At 68.1% G+C, this 20,333-nt stretch carries 14 protein-coding genes; 12 read left to right on the plus strand and 2 right to left on the minus strand.

Annotated elements, in window-relative coordinates:
* Entirely contained in the window at nucleotides 1-210 is a 210-nt protein-coding gene (locus HAV22_RS10205) for a DUF3820 family protein (RefSeq protein WP_166858983.1), read from the minus strand.
* A gap of 54 nt (nucleotides 211-264) precedes the next feature.
* Here HAV22_RS10205 and HAV22_RS10210 point away from each other — a divergent pair, with 54 nt between their 5' ends.
* The 10 genes from HAV22_RS10210 (at nucleotide 265) to HAV22_RS10255 (ending at nucleotide 16,250) form a co-directional block, all read left to right on the plus strand.
* Complete coding sequence (locus HAV22_RS10210; RefSeq protein WP_166858984.1) at nucleotides 265-687, plus strand: DUF1810 domain-containing protein; 423 nt, start codon at nucleotides 265-267, stop codon at nucleotides 685-687.
* 92 nt (nucleotides 688-779) lie between these two features.
* Nucleotides 780-2,282: an NYN domain-containing protein gene (locus HAV22_RS10215; RefSeq protein WP_166858985.1), complete on the plus strand. Its 1,503-nt coding sequence runs from the start codon at nucleotides 780-782 to the stop codon at nucleotides 2,280-2,282.
* Nucleotides 2,283-2,403: 121 nt separating this feature from the next.
* The gene (locus HAV22_RS10220; protein ID WP_229421173.1) at nucleotides 2,404-2,844 is read left to right on the plus strand and encodes a hypothetical protein; all 441 of its coding nucleotides are present in this window, start codon (nucleotides 2,404-2,406) and stop codon (nucleotides 2,842-2,844) included.
* 58 nt (nucleotides 2,845-2,902) lie between these two features.
* Nucleotides 2,903-4,390: a sodium:solute symporter gene (locus HAV22_RS10225; protein WP_166858986.1), complete on the plus strand. Its 1,488-nt coding sequence runs from the start codon at nucleotides 2,903-2,905 to the stop codon at nucleotides 4,388-4,390.
* 15 nt (nucleotides 4,391-4,405) lie between these two features.
* Nucleotides 4,406-6,277 carry a signal peptide peptidase SppA gene (gene sppA, locus HAV22_RS10230; RefSeq protein ID WP_166858987.1) on the plus strand — a complete coding sequence of 624 codons (1,872 nt, stop codon included), beginning with the start codon at nucleotides 4,406-4,408 and terminating at the stop codon, nucleotides 6,275-6,277.
* A gap of 308 nt (nucleotides 6,278-6,585) precedes the next feature.
* Nucleotides 6,586-7,917: an efflux RND transporter periplasmic adaptor subunit gene (locus tag HAV22_RS10235; protein ID WP_166858988.1), complete on the plus strand. Its 1,332-nt coding sequence runs from the start codon at nucleotides 6,586-6,588 to the stop codon at nucleotides 7,915-7,917.
* Between the two features lie 106 nt (nucleotides 7,918-8,023).
* Nucleotides 8,024-11,140 carry an efflux RND transporter permease subunit gene (locus HAV22_RS10240; RefSeq protein WP_166858989.1) on the plus strand — a complete coding sequence of 1,039 codons (3,117 nt, stop codon included), beginning with the start codon at nucleotides 8,024-8,026 and terminating at the stop codon, nucleotides 11,138-11,140.
* The gene (locus tag HAV22_RS10245) at nucleotides 11,137-14,406 is read left to right on the plus strand and encodes an efflux RND transporter permease subunit (RefSeq protein ID WP_166858990.1); all 3,270 of its coding nucleotides are present in this window, start codon (nucleotides 11,137-11,139) and stop codon (nucleotides 14,404-14,406) included. Before HAV22_RS10240 ends, HAV22_RS10245 begins: the two co-directional genes overlap by 4 nt.
* Nucleotides 14,403-15,857, plus strand: a complete 1,455-nt coding sequence (locus tag HAV22_RS10250; protein WP_166858991.1) for an efflux transporter outer membrane subunit — start codon at nucleotides 14,403-14,405, stop codon at nucleotides 15,855-15,857. The genes HAV22_RS10245 and HAV22_RS10250 overlap by 4 nt, the downstream gene beginning before the upstream one ends.
* A 3-nt stretch (nucleotides 15,858-15,860) precedes the next feature.
* A complete protein-coding gene (locus HAV22_RS10255) occupies nucleotides 15,861-16,250 on the plus strand; it encodes a hypothetical protein (RefSeq protein ID WP_166858992.1) in 390 nt (129 codons plus the stop codon).
* Nucleotides 16,251-16,485: 235 nt separating this feature from the next.
* Here the strand turns inward: HAV22_RS10255 and HAV22_RS10260 are convergent, their stop codons facing one another.
* Entirely contained in the window at nucleotides 16,486-17,478 is a 993-nt protein-coding gene (locus tag HAV22_RS10260; RefSeq protein ID WP_166858993.1) for a bile acid:sodium symporter family protein, read from the minus strand.
* 292 nt (nucleotides 17,479-17,770) lie between these two features.
* Here HAV22_RS10260 and HAV22_RS10265 point away from each other — a divergent pair, with 292 nt between their 5' ends.
* Together HAV22_RS10265 and HAV22_RS10270 are read left to right on the plus strand one after the other, a co-directional pair.
* Nucleotides 17,771-19,507 (plus strand): rhamnogalacturonan lyase B N-terminal domain-containing protein, encoded by a 1,737-nt coding sequence (locus tag HAV22_RS10265; RefSeq protein WP_166858994.1) that lies wholly within the window; start codon nucleotides 17,771-17,773, stop codon nucleotides 19,505-19,507.
* Entirely contained in the window at nucleotides 19,504-20,178 is a 675-nt protein-coding gene (locus HAV22_RS10270) for a hypothetical protein (RefSeq protein WP_166858995.1), read from the plus strand. Before HAV22_RS10265 ends, HAV22_RS10270 begins: the two co-directional genes overlap by 4 nt.
* The last annotated feature ends 155 nt before the right edge of the window (nucleotides 20,179-20,333 follow it).

The following is a 20,333-nucleotide window of genomic DNA, read 5'->3' on the forward strand; positions in this document are numbered from 1 at the left end:
TCATCGCCGCAACGGATCGAGCAGGCTGCGCAGATTGTTGTGGTCAAGCTCGTACATGAGCGCCAGCAGCTCGCCCAGCTGACCTTTCGGAAAGCCTTCGCGGGCGAACCAGCCCAGGTAGTGGCCGGGCAGGTCGGCGATCACGCGGCCCTTGTACTTGCCGTAGGGCATTTCGCGGGTGAGGAGGAGGGTCAGGTGTTCGGGTGTCATGGTGGCGCCACTTTAGCAAACATGGCGTAGCATGCGGCGAAGGAGGGGAGACCGATGACGACCGACTTCAACCTGGAACGCTTCGTCGACGCCCAGATCGGCGTCTACGACACGGCGCTGGCCGAGCTGCGCGCCGGCCACAAGCGCACCCATTGGATGTGGTTCATCTTTCCGCAGATCGAAGGCCTGGGGCACAGCGCGATGGCGCAGCGGTATGCGATCCGCTCGGCCGACGAGGCCGCCGCGTACCTCGCGCACCCGGTGCTGGGGCCGCGCCTGCGCGCGTGCGCGGCCGCGGTGGCGAGCCATCACGACCGCGGCGTCGACGAGATCTTCGGTCATCCCGACAACCTGAAATTTCACTCGTCGATGACGTTGTTCGCCGACGTCGCGCCGCACGAGGCGATCTTCCAGACGTGCCTCGACCAGTTCTTCGACGGCCGCGCCGATCCCGCCACCCTCGACCGGCTGGCCTGAGCGTTTCGCCACGGACGCGTCCGCGGCGGTGGCGGCGCCGTTGTTGCGTATAATCGCTGGTCAGCTTGTCTACTAACCACACAACAACACACATGGCTTCATCTCCAGACAATATCAGCATGGCGGTGTTCTGCGACTTCGAAAACGTCGCACTCGGCGTGCGCGATGCGAACTACGAGAAGTTCGACATCAAGCCCGTCCTCGAACGCCTGCTGCTCAAGGGCAGCATCGTGGTCAAGAAATCCTATTGCGACTGGGATCGCTACAAGGGCTTCAAGGCGACGATGCATGAAGCGAACTTCGAACTGATCGAAATCCCGCACGTGCGCCAGTCGGGCAAGAACTCCGCCGACATCCGCATGGTCGTGGACGCGCTCGACCTGTGCTACACGAAGGCGCACGTGAACACGTTCGTCATCGTGTCCGGCGACTCCGACTTTTCCCCGCTCGTCTCCAAGCTGCGCGAGAACGCGAAGCGCGTGATCGGCGTCGGCGTCAAGCAGTCGACGTCCGACTTGCTGGTCGCGAACTGCGACGAATTCATCTTCTACGACGACCTCGTGCGCGAACAGCGCCGCGCCGCCGCCAAGCGCGACGAGCGCAAGGCCCAGCCGCAGCAGCAGGGCCGCCGCCCGTCCGACGGCGACAACCGCAAGCGCGAAGAGATGGAGGCGCGCAAGCTGCAGGCGCTGGAGATGGTCGTCGAGACCTTCGACGCGCTCGTCTCGGAACGCGGCGACACGGGCAAGATCTGGGCGTCGCTGCTGAAGGACACCTTGAAGCGCCGCCGTCCGGATTTCTCCGAAACCTATTACGGCTTCCGCACGTTCGGCAACCTGCTGGAAGAGGCGCAGACGCGCGGCCTGTTCGAATTCGGCCGCGACGAAAAATCCGGCACGTATGTCTACCGCGGCGCGAATGCCCAGGTCGAGCTGCAGCCGGTCGAGACGGTCGCGCCGGACATCGAGCAGCCGGCCGCCCCGGAACCGGTGGCGGCCGTCGACGAGCTGGTCGCGGAAACGCAGGGCGAGCAGCCGACGGAAGTGCCGGCGGGCGGACGCGAACCGCGTCGCCGCGGCGGCCGTGGACGCAAGGGCCGCGAAGGCCAGGCAGCGAACGCGCAGGACACGGTCCCCGCATCGGAAGAGGCAGCCGTCGCCACGTGGCCCGCGCCGACGCCGGACCTGGCCGAGGCGATCGAGCCGGTGGAGGAAGAGGTCGCCGCGCAGCCCGCACCTGTCGCGGAAGAGGAAGCGCCCGCGCCGGCGAAAGAACGCCGTCGCGCCACGCGCACGCCCCGCAAGCCGGCCGCGCGCAAGGGCGCAACGGCAGCCAACGAGGCAGCCGACGACGCGGCCGCGAACGACGCAACGGTGATGCAGGCAGATGGCGCCGGTGCGGATGCCGGCCTGTCCGCAACGCAGGTCGAGCCTGTGGCCGACGCGGCGGCGACGGACGGCGAGGGCGAGTCCCAGGCTGCGAAAGCCGCGCGCAAGAAATCGTCACGTCCGGCCCACAAGGCCCCGTCGCGCAAGCCTGCCACGCGCGCGCCGCGCCGTCCCGCGAAGGCGAAGACGCCGCCGGAAAACGGCTGACGAGCCGGCGACGTCGTTCCCGCACGGGCGGGAGCGGCGTCCCATCGGCGTGCGCGCCCGCGCCGCACGGGCCTGTGCAATAATGACAAGAACGCCGTTCACCGTCATGCAGAGGCCCACCATGCGTACGCTTACCGGACTGTCCGCCCGCCTGTCGCTCGCCGCGACGCTTGCCGCCTGTCCGCACGTGCACGCGGGGGCGCCGTCGGCGTCGCATCCGCTGCTGGGCATCTGGGTCCTGACCATCCCGCAGCTCGGCTGTTCCGAGACGTACCACTTCCGCGGCGACGGCACGACGCTCGTCCGCAGCGCCGACGAAGTGTCGGAAAGCGAATTCACCGTGGCCGAGCAACCGAGCGCCAAGGGCTTCTACAAGCTCGAGGACAAGGTCGTGAAGGACAATGGCAAGCAGGACTGTTCCGGCGAAATCATGAAGCCCGGCACCCGGGCCACGAACTACGTCCGTTTCCACCCGTCCGGCGCGCGCTTCGTCATGTGCCAGGACGAGTCGATGGACGCGTGCATCGGCCCGTTCGAACGTGCACCGGGGCAGGGGATCTGACCGGCACGCTTGCATGGGTGTATATTGCTGGGCGAATAGACAACATTCCGGATCGTCGATGTCCCCGGCTTTACTCTTCTGCATCCTCATCGCGTATTTCGCGCTGCTGCTGGGCGTCGCCTGGGCCACGGCGCGGGGCGCGAACAATGACAGCTTTTTCATCGGTAACAAGAGCAGCAACTGGATGCTCGTCGCGTTCGGCATGGTCGGCACCACGTTGTCCGGCGCCACGTTCATCAGCGTGCCGGGCGCCGTCGGCGCGGACGGCTTCGGCTATGCGCAAATCCTCATCGGCTACGTGATCGGCTACGTCGCCGTCGCGTACCTGCTGCTGCCGGTGTACTACCGCCTGCGCCTCACGTCGATCTACCACTACCTCGACGTCCGCCTCGGCCGCCGCGCGTACCAGAGCGGGGCCGGGTTCTTCATCCTGTCGCGGCTGTTCGGCGCGACGGCGCGGCTGTACCTCGTCGTCGCCGTGCTGCAGGCCATCATCCTCGACGGCCTCGGCGTGCCGTTCTGGCTGACGACCCTCGTCATCCTCGGCATGATCCTGCTGTACACGTACCAGGGCGGCGTGAAGACCATCGTGTGGACGGACACCCTGCAGACGACGTGCATGCTCGCGGGCCTGTTTGCCTGCGTCGCCTTCCTGCTGGGCCGGCTGGACCTGACCATTCCGCAGGCGCTGCAGCAGATGCAGCAGCAGGGCCTCGCGCGCGTGTTCACGCACGATCCGAACAGCCCGGGTTTCTGGCTCAAGCAGGTCGTGGCGGGCGCGTTCATCGTCGTGACGATGACGGGCATGGACCAGGAAATGATGCAGAAGACGATCTCCGTGAAGACCCTCGGCGATTCGCAGAAGAACCTGCTGAGCCTCACCGCGGTCCTCGTCGTCGTGCTCGGCGCGTTCCTGTTCCTCGGCGGCCTGCTGTACCTGTACGCGCCGGTGGCGGGCGTCACGGCGACGGGCGACAAGATCTTCCCGGCCGTCGTCATGGGGCACCTGCCGGCGGCCGTGCAGATCGTCTTCCTCGTCGCGCTGATCTCGGCGCTGTTTCCCAGCGCGGATGGCGCGATCACGGCGCTGACGTCGACGTTCTGCATCGACATCCTCGGCATCCAGCGCCGCGACGATTTGTCCGAGGGCGCGCGCGTGCGCCTGCGCGGCCACGTGCACCTCGCGTTCGCCGTGCTGTTCCTCGCGATGGTGCTCGTGTTCAAATGGGTGGACAATCCCAGCATGATCGTCGTGATCCTCAAGCTTGCCAGCTATACGTATGGCCCCTTGCTCGGCCTGTTCGCGTTCGGCATGATGACGACGCGTACACTCCAGGATCGCCTCGTGCCCGCCGTGACGGTCGGCGCGCCCATCCTGTGCGCGCTGCTGGAATACCACCAGCACGCGCTGCTGGGCAGCTACCGCCTCGGCCTCGAATTATTGATCGTGAACGGCGCCCTCGTGTTCGCCGGCCTGTTCGCGATCTCGCGCCCCGCCACGGCCAGTCCGGCCGTCGCCACGGTCCGAATCACCAACGATGTCTAACCAGTCGGAGAACCGATGTCCTTCAAACCCCTGTCTTCCCTGCGCCGCGGTATCGGCGCGCTCTGGCGCGGCCTCGACGCCACACGCCGCTTCGTGCTGAACCTGATCTTCCTGCTGATCCTCATCTTCCTCGTGTGGGGCATGTTCGGCGGCGGCCTGAAGCCGCTGGCGCCGAAGACCGCGCTCGTGCTCGACCTGAAGGGTGAACTCGTCGAGGAACGGGCGGGCAGCGTGCGCGATTCCGTCGTCGCGGGCCTGTCCGGCAACGGCCGCCGCCTCGTGCGCCTGCCGGACGTGCTGAAGGCGCTGGACAGCGCCGCGAAGGACGCCAACGTGGGCGACGTCCTGCTGCTCCTGGACGAGATGGGCGGCGGCGGCCTCGCGTCCGTGCGCGAGATCGGCGCGGCCGTCGAGCGCGTGAAGGCGGCCGGCAAGCGTGTCGTGGTCTGGGGCGGCAACTTCGACCAGAAGCGCTACCTCATCGCCGCGCACGCGAGCGAGGTGTACCTGCACCCGATGGGCATGGTGCTGATCGAAGGCTTCGGGCGCCACCGCAATTACTACCGCGACGCGCTCGACAAGGTCGGCGTCACCGTCAACCTGATGAAGGTCGGCACATATAAAAGCTTCGCCGAGCCGTTCATCGGCAACGGCCCGTCGCAGGCCGCGCAGGAGGCCGACGCGTTCCTGTACAACGGCCTGTGGACCGCGTACACGACGGAAGTGGAGCAGGCGCGCAAGCTGCCGGCAGGGTCGATCGCGAAAGGCATCGACGAGCTGCCGCAGCGCCTGACCGCGGCCAACGGCAACGCGGCCAAGGTGGCGCTGGACTGGAAGCTGATCGACGGCATCAAGACGCGCGACGAGGTGCGCGAGATGTTCGTCAAGCGCGGCGCGTACGACGCCCGCATCAAGAGCTTCCGCCAGGTGAGCCTCGACGACTACGTGGGGCGCCATCCGGACAAGCCGTTCGGCGATGCCGTCGCCGTCGTCGTCGCGGCCGGCGACATCACGGACGGCACGGGCGGCCCCGGCATGGTCGGTGCCATCTCGACGTCGAACCTGATCCGCAGCGTGCGTGAGGACGATTCGGTGAAGGCCGTCGTCCTGCGCGTCAATTCGCCGGGCGGCAGCGCCTACGGCTCGGAACTGATCCGGCGCGAACTGGAGCTGACGCGCGCGGCGGGCAAGCCCGTCGTCGTGTCGATGGGCGACGTGGCCGCCTCGGGCGGCTACTGGATCTCGATGGCGGCCGATGAAGTCATCGCCGACCCGTCCACCGTGACGGGCTCGATCGGCGTGTTCGCGATCCTGCCGACGGCCGACAAGGTCGTCGACAAGCTGGGCATCCACACTGCCGGCGTGACGACGACGTGGCTCGCCGACGCCTACAATCCGCTGCGCCCGCTCGACCCGCGCTTCGGCCAGTTGATCCAGTCGAGCATCAACCACATCTACGACGAGTTCACGACGAAGGCCGCCATCGCGCGCCGCACGACGCCGGCGAAGATCGACGAAGTGGGCCAGGGCCGCGTGTGGACGGGCGCCCAGGCGAAGGAGCGCGGCCTCGTCGATCGCCTGGGCGGCTACGGCGACGCGCTGCGCTCGGCCGCCAAGCGCGCGCACCTGGGCGACGATTTCCGCGTCACGTATGCCGAGCAGCCGGCGACGCTGGCCGAGCGCTTGCTGGAACGCATGGGCCTCTCCGATGCGCAGGCGCTGACCGTGCAGGTGAAGCTGGGGCTGCTGCCGGCCGACCTCGGCGCGGCCGCGCTGGGCGGCAGCACGGCGGCGGCCATCGGCAAGGACCTGGGCTGGCTGTCCGCCGTCGCCGACCGCAAGCAGCCGTTCGCTGCCGTCACGCACTGCCTGTGCGGGGTGCCTTGAAACCTTTTCGTCTCGTTAAGGTTTGTAACAGCATGTAGGCAGGGATACGTACGCCGAAACATGGCGCTGCCGTCTTGAAAACGGGCGCGGGACCTTCCCGCGCCCGTTTTTGTTTGGATCTGACGGGATGTGCACGGCATCCGTGTAAATCCGTGTAAAGGCGCTCGTTTTATTGCTCAGTGACAAGCCGGCCTGCCGGGCCGCGCGGTGGCGCAACGGTACGTTACGAAACATGGACGTACCGAGGTGCGTGCTACATTTCAAGAAAATTTATTGTGCTTTTGAACACTCGGCCGCCAAGGACTCGCATGGATTCGACCGTCACCCCCGACAAGAACAAGACGCCCACCCAACCGAAGCGCACGCGCCGCACGCGCGTCATCGGCATCATCATCGCCGTGCTCGCGATGGCCGGACTGGGCTGGCTGGCCTGGCACCTCATACACCAGGCGCCGCAGGCGGGCCCGGGCGGCGGGAGGCCGGGCGCGGGCGGGCCCGGCGCGGGACGTGGAGGTCAGGGCGGCCCAGGCGGACGCGGCATGCCGGCGACGACGGTCGGCGTCGGCAAGGCCGAGCGCGCCGACATTCCGGTCGTGCTGGACGCCCTCGGCACCGTGACCCCGGCCGCCGTGGCGACGGTGCGCCCGCAGATCGGGGGCGTGCTGCAGAAGATCCTGTTCACGGAAGGCCAGCTCGTCAAGGAGGGCCAGGTGCTCGCGACGATCGACCCGCGCCCGGCGCAGATGGCGCTGCTGCAGGCGACGGGCCAGCGCCAGCGCGACGAGGCGCAGCTCGACACGGCCAAGGTCACCCTGGGCCGCTACCAGACCTTGCTCCAGCAGGACTCGATCGCGCGCCAGGACGTCGACACGCAGGCCGCCCTCGTCAAGCAATTGCTGGGCACCGTCACGACGGACAAGGCGGCCGAGGGCATCGCCCGCATCAATCTCGGGTACACGCAGGTGCGCGCGCCGATCGCGGGCCGCGTGGGCCTGCGCACGGTGGACATCGGCAACCTCGTGGGCAGCACCGACGCGAACGGCATCGCCGTCATCACGCAGCAGTCGCCGATCGACGTCGAATTCGCCGTCCCGCAGGACCGCCTGCCTTCGCTGCAGCAGCGCATCAACGACAACGCCACGCTGCCCGCGACGGCGCTGGACCGCACCCGCACGCGCGAGCTGGCGCAGGGCCGCTTCATGGCGCTGGACAACCAGGTCGACACGCAGACGGGCACCGTGAAGGCGAAGGCCCGCTTCGGCAACGAGGGCGCGAAACTGTTCCCCAGCCAGTTCGTGAACATCCGGCTGCAGGTCGACGTCATCAAGAATGCCGTGACGGTGCCGGTGACGGCGCTGCGCCACGGCGCCAGCGGCGACTACGTCTACGTGCTGAATCCGCAGGCGCGCACGGTGGCGCTGACGAACGTGAAGCGGGGCGAGGAGAACGCCGAGCGCGTCGAGATCACGAGCGGCCTGTCGGGTGGCGAGACCGTCATCACGGAAGGTGCAGACCGGCTGAAGGATGGCGCGACGGTGACCCTGCCGGGCGACCATCCGCGCGGCCAGGGGGCCGGTGGGCAGGGCGGCGCCCAGCGCCAGCACCGCCGTCGCCAGCAACAGGAAGGGACCGCGCGATGAAGGCTATCGTAGGGTGGGCACCCCGTGCCCACGCGTACCGCCAACACGCCGCATACGTCCGCGTGGGCTCGGGGAGCCCACCCTACGTTTATAGAGGAGGTGCGTGGTGAGCCCGTCCGCCCCTTTTATCCGCCGCCCCGTCGCAACGTCCCTGCTGATGCTGGCCATCGTGCTGGCAGGCCTCGTCGGCTACAAATTCCTGCCGCTGTCGGCGCTGCCGCAAGTGGACTTCCCGACGATCCAGGTGCAGACGCTGTACCCGGGCGCGAGCCCGGAAGTGATGGCGCGCACCGTGACGGCGCCGCTGGAACGCCAGTTCGGCCAGATGGCGGGCCTCGCGCGCATGAGTTCCAACAGCGCGGCCGGCGTCTCCGTCATCACCCTGCAGTTCACGCTGGGCCAGACGCTCGACGTGGCGGAGCAGGAAGTGCAGGCCGCGATCAACGCGGGCGGTTCGCTGCTACCGACCGACCTGCCGGCGCCACCCGTGTACGCGAAGGTCAACCCGGCCGACGCACCCGTGCTGACGCTCGCCATCACGTCCGACTCGATGCCGCTGACGGAGGTGCAGAACCTCGTCAACACGCGCCTCGCGCTGAAGATCAGCCAGGTGACGGGCGTGGGCCTCGTCACGCTGCAGGGCGGCCAGCGGCCGGCCGTGCGCATCCAGGCCGACACGGCTGCCCTCGCGGCGAACGGCCTCGGTCTCGACACCTTGCGCACGGCGATCACGAACGCCAACGCCAACAGTGCCAAGGGCAGTTTCGACGGCCCGCTGCGCGCGTACACGATCAACGCCAACGACCAGCTGGTGACGGTGCCCGACTACACGAACCTGATCGTCTCCTACCGCAACGGCGCCCCGGTGCGCCTGGGCGACGTGGCGAAGGTCGTCGACAGCGCGGAAAACGTCAAGCTGGGCGCGTGGGCCAATATGAAGCCCGCGATCATCCTGAACGTGCAGCGCCAGCCGGGCGCAAACGTGATCGCCACCGTCGACGCCATCAAGCAGCGCCTGCCGGAGCTTGCCGCGAGCCTGCCGCAGAGCGTCCACATGGACGTCCTTTCGGACCGCACGAACGGCATCCGCGCCTCCGTCGAACATGTGCAGATCGAGCTGGTGCTGGCCGTCGTCCTCGTCGTGCTCGTGATCTTCGCGTTCCTGCACAGCGTGCGCGCCACCGTCATCGCGAGCCTCGCCGTGCCGATCTCCCTCGTCGGCACGTTCGGCGTGATGTACTTGCTGGGCTACAGCCTGAACAACCTGTCGCTGATGGCGCTGACGATCGCCACCGGTTTCGTCGTCGACGACGCCATCGTCATGATCGAGAACATTTCGCGCTACATCGAAGAAGGCGAGCCGCCGATGGACGCCGCGCTGAAGGGCGCCACGCAGATCGGCTTCACCATCATCTCGCTAACGGTGTCGCTGATCGCCGTGCTGATCCCGCTGCTGTTCATGGGCGACGTCGTCGGTCGCCTGTTCCGCGAATTCGCGGTGTCCCTCGCCATCACGATCCTGATCTCGGCCGTCGTGTCGCTGACGCTCGTGCCGATGATGTCGGGCCGCTGGCTGAAGCACCACGACCAGGCGCACGAAAGCGCGTTCGCGCGCAAGTTCCAGTCGCTGTTCGACTGGACGGTGGGCCACTACGACCGCGGCCTGAACTGGGTGCTGGAACGCCAGGGCCTGACCTTGCTCGTCGCGCTGGGCACGCTCGTGCTGACGGCGCTGATGTGGGTGTTCATCCCGAAAGGCCTGTTCCCCACGCAGGACACGGGCCAGCTGCAGGCGCGCGTGGAAGCACGCCAGGCGATCTCGTACAGCGCGATGGCCGACATGCAGCAGGCCGCCGCGCGCGAGATCCTGGCCGACCCGGACGTCGAATCGCTCGCGTCGACGGTGGGCGTGGACGCCGCCAACAACACGATGCTCCACACGGGCACGATGCTCATCAACCTGAAGAAAAGCCACGGCGACCAGCGCGACCTGATGGACCGCCTGCGCCGCCGCGTGGCGCAGAACGTCGCCGGTGTCACGCTGTACCTGCAGCCCACGCAGGACCTCACGATCGACGCCGAGACGGGCCCCACGCAATACCGCCTGTCGATCGAGGGCGCGGACACGAAGACCGTGACGGAATGGGCGAAGAAGATGGTCGACGCGATGGCGCGCCGCAAGGAGCTGGCGAACGTCGTCACGGACGCCGGCGCCACGGGCGCCGCCGCCTACGTCAACATCGACCGCGACAGCGCGTCGCGGCTGTCCGTCACGGCATCCAACGTCGACGACGCGTTGTACAGCGCGTTCGGCCAGCGCATCGTGTCGACGATCTTCACGGAGACGAACCAGTACCGCGTGATCCTGGAAGCGCAGCAGGACGAGAACATGTCGCTCGATGCGCTGGCCGACCTGCAGCTGCGCACGGGCTCCGGCTCGCCGACGCCGCTGTCCGCCATCGCCGCCATCACGGAGCAGGCCGCGCCGCTGCAGATCACGCACGTCGCGCAATACCCCGCGACGACGATCGGCTTCGACACGGCGAACGGCATCAAGCTGGGCACCGCCGTCGCCGCCATCAAGGACGTCGCGAAGGAGATCGGCCTGCCGGCCTCCGTCAGCATGACCTTCCTCGGTGCATCCGGTGCGTATCAGGCGTCGCTGACAAACCAGCTGTGGCTGATCCTCGCGGCCGTCGTCTGCGTGTACATCGTGCTGGGCGTGCTGTACGAGAGCTACATCCACCCGCTGACGATCCTGTCGACCCTCCCGTCGGCCGGCGTGGGTGCACTGCTGGCGCTGGGCGTGACGGGGCAGGGCCTCGGCGTCATCGGCATCATCGGCATCATCCTCCTGATCGGCATCGTCAAGAAGAACGCGATCATGATGATCGACTTCGCCATCGAGGCCGAGCGCGACGAAGGCAAGGACCCGCGCACCGCGATCCACCAGGCCGCGATGCTGCGCTTCCGTCCCATCATCATGACCACGCTGGCCGCGCTGTTCGCCGCGATCCCGCTGATGTTCGGCTGGGGCGAGGGCGCCGAACTGCGCCGGCCGCTGGGCCTCGCCATCTTCGGTGGGCTGATCGTGAGCCAGCTCCTCACGCTGTTCACGACGCCCGTCATCTACCTGGCGTTCGACCGCATGGCGCGGCGCTGGGGCGGCGCCGAGCCCGCGAAGCCGCGCTCGGAACCCAAGCCTGGCGGGGCGGGCGCATGAGCCTGTCGCAACCGTTCATCCGGCGGCCCATCGCGACGGTGCTGCTGACCATCGGCATCGCGCTGGCGGGCATCGCCGCGTTCTTCGTGCTTCCGGTGTCGCCGCTGCCGCAGGTGGACTACCCGACGATCTCCGTGTCGGCGAACCTGCCGGGCGGCAGTCCGGACACGATGGCCACGTCGGTGGCGACCCCGCTGGAGCGGCGCCTCGCCGTCATCGCCGGCGTCAACGAGATCACGTCCAGCAGCGGCAACGGCTCCACCCGCATCAACCTGCAGTTCGACCTGACGCGCCAGATCGATTCCGCCGCGCGCGAAGTGCAGGCCGCGATCAACGCGTCGCGGGCCGACCTGCCGGCCACGTTGCGCAGCAACCCCACGTACCGCAAGGCGAATCCCGCCGACGCGCCCGTGCTGATCCTGGCGCTGACGTCGAAGGCGCGCAGCCCGGGCCAGATCTACGACGAAGTGTCGAACATCGTGCAGCAGAAGATCGCGCAGGTGAAGGGCGTGGGCGACGTGGAGCTGGGCGGCGGCTCGCTGCCCGCCGTGCGCGTCGACCTGAACCCGTACCAGCTGAACCAGTACGGCCTGGCGACGGAAGACGTGCGCGCCGCCATCCAGGCCACCAACGCGAACCGGCCGAAGGGCGCGCTGGAAGGGCAGGGCATGCGGCTGCAGATCTATTCGCAGGCGAACACGCCGACGAACGGGCGCACGGCGGCCGACTACAAGGGCCTCGTCGTCGCGTGGCGCAATGGTTCCGCGATCCGCCTGCAGGACGTGGCGGACGTCACGGACGGCGTCGAGGACATCCACACGCTGGGCCTGTTCAACGGCGAGCCCGCCGTGGTCGTGCTGATCACGAGCCAGCCCGGCGCGAACGTCATCGAGACCGTCGACGGCGTGCGCGCGCTGTTGCCGCAACTGCAGGCGCAGCTCCCGCAGGACGTGCACATGCAGGTCGCGTCGGACCGCACCAACTCGATCCGCGCGTCGCTGCACGAGATCGAGATGACGCTGATGATCTCGATCCTGCTCGTCGTGCTCGTCGTTTCCGTGTTCCTGCGCAGCGCGCGCGCGACCGTCGTGCCGGCGGTGGCTACCATCGTGTCGCTGCTGGGCACCTTCGGCGTCATGTACATGCTGGGCTTCTCGCTGAACAACCTCTCGCTGATGGCGCTGACGGTGGCCACCGGCTTCGTCGTCGACGATGCCATCGTCGTGCTGGAAAACACGAGCCGCCACGTCGAGCAGGGCATGGGCCGCATGAAGGCGGCGCTGCTGGGTGCGCAGGAAGTGGGCTTCACCGTGCTCTCGATCAGCCTGTCGCTTGTCGCCGTGTTCATCCCGCTGCTGTTCATGGGCGGGCAGGTGGGCCGGCTGTTCCGCGAATTCGCCGTCACCCTGTCGGCCGCCGTGATGATCTCGCTCGTGATCTCGCTGACGACGACGCCGATGCTGTGCGCCATGCTGCTGAAGCCCGGCCAGAAGCTGCACGGCCACGTCGAGCGCAAGCAGGGCCGCCTCGCGCGCTGGTCCGAGCGGGCGTTCGACGGCGCGCTGAAGTCGTACGAGCACGCGCTGGACTGGGCGCTGGACATGAAGCCGCTCGTCATCCTGATCCTCTTGTTCGTCGTCGGCCTGAACGTGTACCTGTTTTCCAACGCGCCGAAGGGCTTCTTCCCGCAGCAGGACACGGGCCAGGTCAACGGCGGCATGCGCGCCGACCAGAGCATCTCGTTCCAGGCCATGCAGGGCAAGCTGCGCCAGCTCGTGAACGTCATCAAGAGCGATCCGGCCGTCGACACCGTCGTCGGCTTCACCGGAGGCTCGCGCGCGGGCGGCGGCTTCATGTTCATGAATCTGAAGCCCGCGAGCCAGCGCGCGAAGGGCGAGAGCGGCCAGGCCGTGATCGCGCGCCTGCGTCCGAAGCTCGCCCAGGTGACGGGCGTGCAGCTGTTCCTGAATCCCGTGCAGGACTTGCGCATGGGCGGGCGCCAGTCGAACTCCACGTACCAGTACACGCTGAAGAGCGACAACCGCGCCGACCTCAAGACGTGGGCATCGAAGCTGGCCGACGCGATGAAGACACAGAAGGCGCTGACCGACGTCGACACCGACCAGGCGGACAACGGCGTCGAGACCTATGTCGACATCGACAAGCAGACGGCCGCCCGCATGGGCATCGCCGCGAAGGATGTCGACAACGCGCTGTACGACGCGTTCGGCCAGCGCCAGGTCGCCAACATCTACGACGAGTTGAACCAGTACCACGTGATCATGGGCGTCGCGCAGAAGTACGCGCGCTCGCCGGCCGCGCTGGACGACGTGTACGTGCCTGCCAAGAACGCGGCCGGCGCCAGCACGGCCGCCGCGGCCACGACGGCGTCGACCAGCGGCACGCCGGCCGCGCCAGCGAACCTGACGGCCGCGCGCGATCCGGCCAGCGGATCGGCGCTGTCGACGGGCGCCACGACGATGGTGCCGCTGTCCGCCATCGCCCATTTCGCCGAACGGGCGACGCCCAGCTCCGTCAACCACCAGGACGGAGAACTTGCGACGACGATCTCGTTCAACCTCGCCGACGGGTACTCGCTGTCCGAGGCGCAGCAGGCGGTGCTGCAGGCGGAAGCGGACATCGGCATGCCGACCAACGTGCGCGGCAGCTTCCAGGGCCAGGCCAAGCAGGCGCAGGAATCGAACCAGCAGCAACCCCTGCTGATCCTCGCCGCGATCGTCGTCATCTACATCGTGCTGGGCATCCTGTACGAAAGTCTCGTGCACCCGATCACCGTGCTGTCGACGTTGCCGTCGGCCGGCGTGGGCGCCGTGCTGGCGCTACTGCTGTTCCACATGGAGTTTTCCATCATCGCGCTGATCGGCGTGTTCCTCCTGATCGGCATCGTCAAGAAGAACGCGATCCTGATCATCGACTTCGCGCTGGAAGCGGAGCGCGCGCGCGGCCTCTCGGCCACGGAAGCCGTGCGCGAGGCGTGCCTGCTGCGCTTCCGGCCGATCCTGATGACGACCTTGGCCGCCGCTTTGGGCGCGCTGCCGCTGGCGATCGGCTTCGGCGAAGGCTCCGAACTGCGCCAGCCGCTGGGCATCGCCATCATCGGCGGCCTGATCGCGAGCCAGCTCCTTACCTTGCTCACGACGCCCGTCGTCTACGTCTACGTCGACAAGCTGCGCCGCCGCGGCGCCGACGAGCACCACCTGGTCCGCCATCCGCTGGAGGACCAGCCATCGACTTCGCCATCATGAACCACACCATGCGCACCACCGTGATCCTCCGTTCCCTGACGCATGCCTTGCTGGCGGCCGCCGTGCTGTCCGGCTGCGCGTTCACGCCCGCGTACGAGCGCCCGACGACGCCCCGGCCTGCAGCCTTCAAGGAACTGCAAGGCTCGGCGCCGGCCGGCTGGGCGCCCGCCGCGCCCGCCGATGCGCTCGAACGGGGGCCATGGTGGAACCTGTTCTCCGACCCCGTGCTCGACGGCTTGATGGGCCAGGTGGAGGTCAGCAACCAGAACGTGGCAGCCGCCGTCGCCGCGTACGCGCAGGCGCGCGCCGTCGTGGCGGAGCAGCGCGCGGCTCTGTTCCCTACCGTGACCTTGACCGGAGGCGCCAACCGCAACGGCAGCGGGGGTGGCTCGAACAACGCTGGCAATGGCAGCGGCCGGACGTCGAACAGCTACCGGCTGAACATCGGCTCGACGTGGGAGCCGGACGTGTGGGGCCGGCTCCGCGCGGGCGTGTCCGCGGCGCAGGCGAATGCGCAGGCCAGTGCGGCCGACCTCGCGTCCGCGCGCCTGTCCGCGCAGGGCGAGCTGGCCGCCGATTATTTTTCGCTGCGCTCCGTCGACGCCCAGCGCGCGCTGCTGGCGACGACGATCGAGGGCTACCAGCGCGTGCTGAAGATCACGCAGAACCGCTTCGACGTGGGCATCGTGCCGCACTCCGACGTCTACCAGGCGCAGACCCAGCTCGCCAGCGCGCAGAGCGACGACCTGGCGCTGGCACGCCAGCGCGCGCAGTACGAGCACGCAATCGCGGTCCTCGTCGGCAAGGCGCCCGCCGACTTCGCGCTCGCGCCCGTGCCGTGGAACGTGACGGTGCCGGACGTGCCGGTGGGCGTGCCGTCCGCGCTGCTGGAACGCCGCCCGGACATCGCCGCTGCCGAGCGCGCCGTGGCCGCGTCCAATGCGCAGATCGGGATCGTGCGCTCCGCCTACTTCCCGCAGATCGGCCTCACGGCGTCGTACGGCCCGGCCGCCAGCGCCATCGGCGACCTGTTCAAGGCGTCGAGCATGGCGTGGGCGCTGGGCCTGTCGGCGACGGAGACGATCTTCAACGGCGGCGCCAACCGCGCGGCCGTGCAGGGCGCGACGGCGGCGCGCGAGCAGGCCGTCGCGCGCTATCGCCAGACGGTGCTGGCCGCGTTCGCCGACGTCGAGGATCAACTTGCCGCCACGCGCGTGCTGGCGCGGCAGCAGGACTTGCTGCGCGTGGCGTCGGAGGCCGCGGACAAGGTCGAGGAGCAGGTGCTGAACCGCTACAAGGCCGGCCAGGTGAGCTATTCGGAAGTGGTGCAGGCGCAGGTGACGGCGCTGAACGCGCGCCGCGCGCTCGTGCAGGCGCAGGGCAATCGCCAGACGACGGCCGTCGCGCTGATCCAGTCGCTGGGTGGCGGCTGGCACGCGGGCCAGGAGTAGACGATGCCCGGGTGGAGCGCGCTGTACCTGGCCGGCGACGTCGCGCTGTCGGCCTGGATGTTGCGCGACGAGTTCCGCCGCCGCGGCCGCGCCGCCTTTGTTGCGACGATGGAGCTGCTGGGCAGCGTGTGTCTCGCGCTGCCCGCGTTTACCTATCTCGACAAGGACGTGGCGGCGCTGTTCGACGATGCGGCGTTATGGAGTCTGTTCGTGGTCGGGCTGGCGACACTGGCGTGCTTCGGCTGGCGCGACGTCCGCAAGAGCCTCGCCGACCCGCGCACGGCATGGCTGCCGCGACGCCGGCGCTGGCTCATCACGGCGCTGGGACCGGGCATGATGCTGGCCGCATCGATTCCCGAAGTATGGTGGGGCGGGCTCGCCCTGGCTCACTAAATTCGGGGTCAGAGCACATTCTTCCGAAAATTCGGGGTCAGAGCACTTTTCGGCGCAAGTTCGTCAAAGAAAAAGATCTTTTCGTCCTCATTGGGGGACGGACCGCAATGCGGTCGCTGGTGCAGCAATTTCACCTGAAATCCAAATTTGCTCTGACCCCGAATTGCACGCAAAACGTGCTCTGACCCCGAAGTTCCGATCTGCCGTAGGGTGGGCACCCTGTGCCTACCATGCGTCACCGCGGCTCGCGGCCCCATTTCTGCGCCAGTACGGCGCACACCATCAGCTGGATCTGGTGGAACAGCATCACGGGCAGGATGACCATGCCCAGCGCGCTCGGCGCAAACAGCACCTTCGCCATCGGCACGCCGCTCGCCAGGCTCTTTTTCGAGCCACAGAACACGATCGTGATCTCGTCCTCGCGGTTGAAGCCGAGGCGCCGGCTCGTCCATGTGGCGAGACCCAGCGCGATCGCCAACATCACGCAGTTGATGGCGACGAGGCCCGCGAGCGCTTCGCCGGACAGTTTGTGCCACAGCCCTTCGATGACGGATTCGGAAAACGCGGTGTAGACGACGAGCAGGATCGAGCCCTGGTCGACGATCTTCAGCATCGGCTTGTGGCTGTCCACCCAGCGCCCGATCCACGGGCGCAGGAACTGACCGGCCAGGAACGGCAGCAGCAGTTGCTCCACGATGGCGATCACGGCATCCAGCGCCGAGCCGCCCGCCGCGCCGCGCACGATCAACGTGGACACGAGCAGCGGCGTGACGAAGATGCCGACGAAGTTCGATGCCGACGCGCTGCACACGGCTGCCGCCACGTTCCCCCGCGCCATCGACGTGAACGCGATCGACGATTGCACGGTCGAGGGCAGGGTGCACAGGAACAGGATGCCCACGTACAGCTCCGGCGTGACGACGCTGCCCGCCAGCGGCTTCAGCGCAAGGCCCAGCAGCGGGAACATGACGAACGTGGATGCGAGCACCAGCAGATGCAGGCGCCAGTGCGTGAGGCCGGAGACGAGCGCCTCGCGCGACAGCTTGGCGCCGTGCAGGAAGAACAACAGGCCGATGGCGACCGTGGTGATCCTGCCGAGGACGACAGCCGTGTGGCCCGCGCACGGCAGCACGCTCGCGAGGGCGACGGTGCACAGCAGCAGGACGGTGAAGGTGTCGATCGACAGGCGGCGCAGCAGGGCGGAAAGGGGGGCGAGGAGGCTTGGCATGGTGAGGTCGGCGAGAGAACTCCGGGCGGCGCCGGACCCGTCATTTTATCCGCATCCGCGCCCGCGTGCATGCCGAAGCGCCCGTCGCTACGGGCGCTTCGCTCAAGCGCATGATTCTTTGTGCAACGGACCGTGCGCCCCGTTGACCCGCCGCGCGGGTGCCATCAATACTAGCGTGCCAACAAGGCAACGACAGCAACGACGACCGGGCCGGACGTCCCGGGATCATGGAGCCCGCCGCAGGCATGGGAGGGGCGCGTCACGTCCTCACCAATAACAGGAGACAGGCACGATGCACAAGTTCTTGCGCAGGACCCCGGCCGCGGCAGCGGCCATGCTGTGCGTACTGGCGACCGGATGTGGAGGAAATGCGGGCGGCGATGCGGGCGGCGGCGCGGCCGCAGGCCCCGACCGGATGCTGGCCACCGTCGCGGCGGTGTCGTCGTTCGGCCTCACGCAGGACGCGAACTTCTACACGATCGACACGGGCGCGGGCCTCGTATTCAAGGTGCGCCGGCTGGACAACGGCGTGAGCACGCAATCGGCCGGCGACATCGCGTCGATGGTCTACAACGGCGTCGAGTACCAGGACCAGTCGCGCGGCACGCAGGTCAATTCCGGCTTCGACTTCCTGTACTCGGGCATCTCGGCGGTGGACGTGAGCGCCGCCACCGTCGGCACCGACGTCGTCAAGGTGACCGTCAAGGCGGGCAACCTCACGCATTACTACATCGCGCGCCGCGGCGAGGCGAAGATCTACATGGGGACGTATTTCACGTCGGAGCCCGACACGCTGAACCTCGCGCGCTTCATCGTGCGCGTCCCGATCGCGCGGCTGCCCAACGGCCCGGCGCCCTCCGACCTGCGCGGCAACACGGGCGCGATCGAGGCGAGCGACGTGTTCGGCATGCCGAACGGCGAGACGCGCTCCAAGCACTACTCGAACATGCGCCTGAAGGACTGGCAATACATCGGCGCGACGGGGACGAACGTCGGCCTGTGGATCGTCCGCGACAACAACGAGGGTAATTCCGGCGGCCCGTTCTACCGCAGCCTGTTGAACCAGGCGAGCACCGACCAGGAGATCACGTACATCATCAACTACGGCGAGGGCCAGACGGAGCCGCTGCGCACGAAGATCCTCAATACCTACACGATGGTGTTCAACGACGGCTCGGCTCCGGGCGCGGTCGACACGTCGTGGCTCGGCACCCTCGGCCTCACAGGTTGGGTGGCACCGGAAGCGCGAGGCGCCGTCAGCGGGGCAGGCATCACGGGACGCGATCCGCGCTTCGCGTACACGGTGGGCTTTTCGAACGCGACGGCGCAGTACTGGGCGACGGCCGACGCCACCGATGGCCACTTCACGAGCGCCGGCATGATTCCCGGCACGTACACGATGAAGGTCTACAAGAACGAACTCGCGGTCGACACGCGCACGGTGACGGTGAACGCGGGCACCAGCACGAGCGCGGGCACGATCGCCGTGACGGGCGACCCGGGTGCCGCTAGCGCGCTGTGGCGCATCGGCGACTGGGATGGCTCGCCGGCGGAATTCATCAACGGCGGCAAGGTGACGACGATGCACCCGTCCGACGTGCGCATGGCGTCGTGGACGCCGGGCGACTACGTGGTCGGCACGTCGACGCCGGCCACCGGCTTCCCCGCGTACCAGTGGAAAGACGTGAACGGTGCGCTGACCGTGCGCTTCAACCTGCGCCAAAGCCAGATCGTGCCGCTGCGCCTGCGCGTCGGCATCACGACGGCGTATGGGGGCGGGCGGCCGAAGGCGCAGGTGAACGGCTGGGTGTCGGCGAATCCGTCGCCTTCCACGCAGCCGTCGTCGCGCACGCTGACGGTCGGCACCTACCGCGGCAACAACACGATGTACACGTTCGACATTCCGGCGAGTGAACTGGTCGTCGGGCAGAACGTGCTCACGCTGACGGCCATCAGCGGCACGACCGGCACGCGCTTCCTGAGCCCCGGCTACAGCTACGACGCCATCGACCTGATCCCGACACCATGACGACAACAACCATGTACCGCACCACGATCGGGCTGCTCGGCGCCGCCACTCTCGCTCTGGCCGCCCACGGCGCGGGCGCCACCGTGCTGGCGACGCTCGGCGCAGGCGGCACGGTGGGCACGACGACCAACGCCGCCCACTTCGACCTGAACACGGGGCTCGCCAACGACTGGGTCGAGGACGGCCTGCTGTTCCACTTCAGCGGCTACGGCGCCAACAACGGCTGCGGCTACGCGGGCGTCGATTGTTATGACGCCGTGACCGACCTGAGTCCCGCGTTCGCCGGCAACTACATGGCGACGGCCGGCATGAACGCGTACGTCAGCGTGCGGCGCGCGGACGGGGGCGACATCCACCGCATCGAGTTCGCGGCCGGCAGCGGCTACCGCACGCTGAACGGCTACTGGGCCACGTACGACGCGGGCCTGCGCACGGGCAGCGGCAACTTCACGGCGCCAAGCGGCGCCGTGCTGGGGCTGCGCGACGGCGCCGGTTTCGACGAGGTCCGCTTCTTCGCCTTCTCGACCGCCAACCGGCAGGCGGGCTACAGCGCGCCCGCGCTGGACGAGGTGCGCGTCGGCCTGCCGGAACCGGCGTCGCCGGCGCTGTGTGCGCTCGCGCTGTTCGGCATGGCGGCCGTGCGGCGGCGTGCGCGGAGCAGGTCGATATGAAACGTAAATACGCTTAAAGCGTATCCTTCCGGCATGTGGTGCCCGCGCGACGACGTTGCGCGGGCTGTACATACTACCGATCGGCGTTTAGTGACGATTTCGTTTCCGGATTGGCGTGGCCTGGCGATATACTCGTGTTTATTTTTTTGCATCCG

Source organism: Telluria antibiotica (genome assembly GCF_011682055.1).
In the GTDB taxonomy this organism is placed as follows: domain Bacteria; phylum Pseudomonadota; class Gammaproteobacteria; order Burkholderiales; family Burkholderiaceae_D; genus Telluria; species Telluria antibiotica.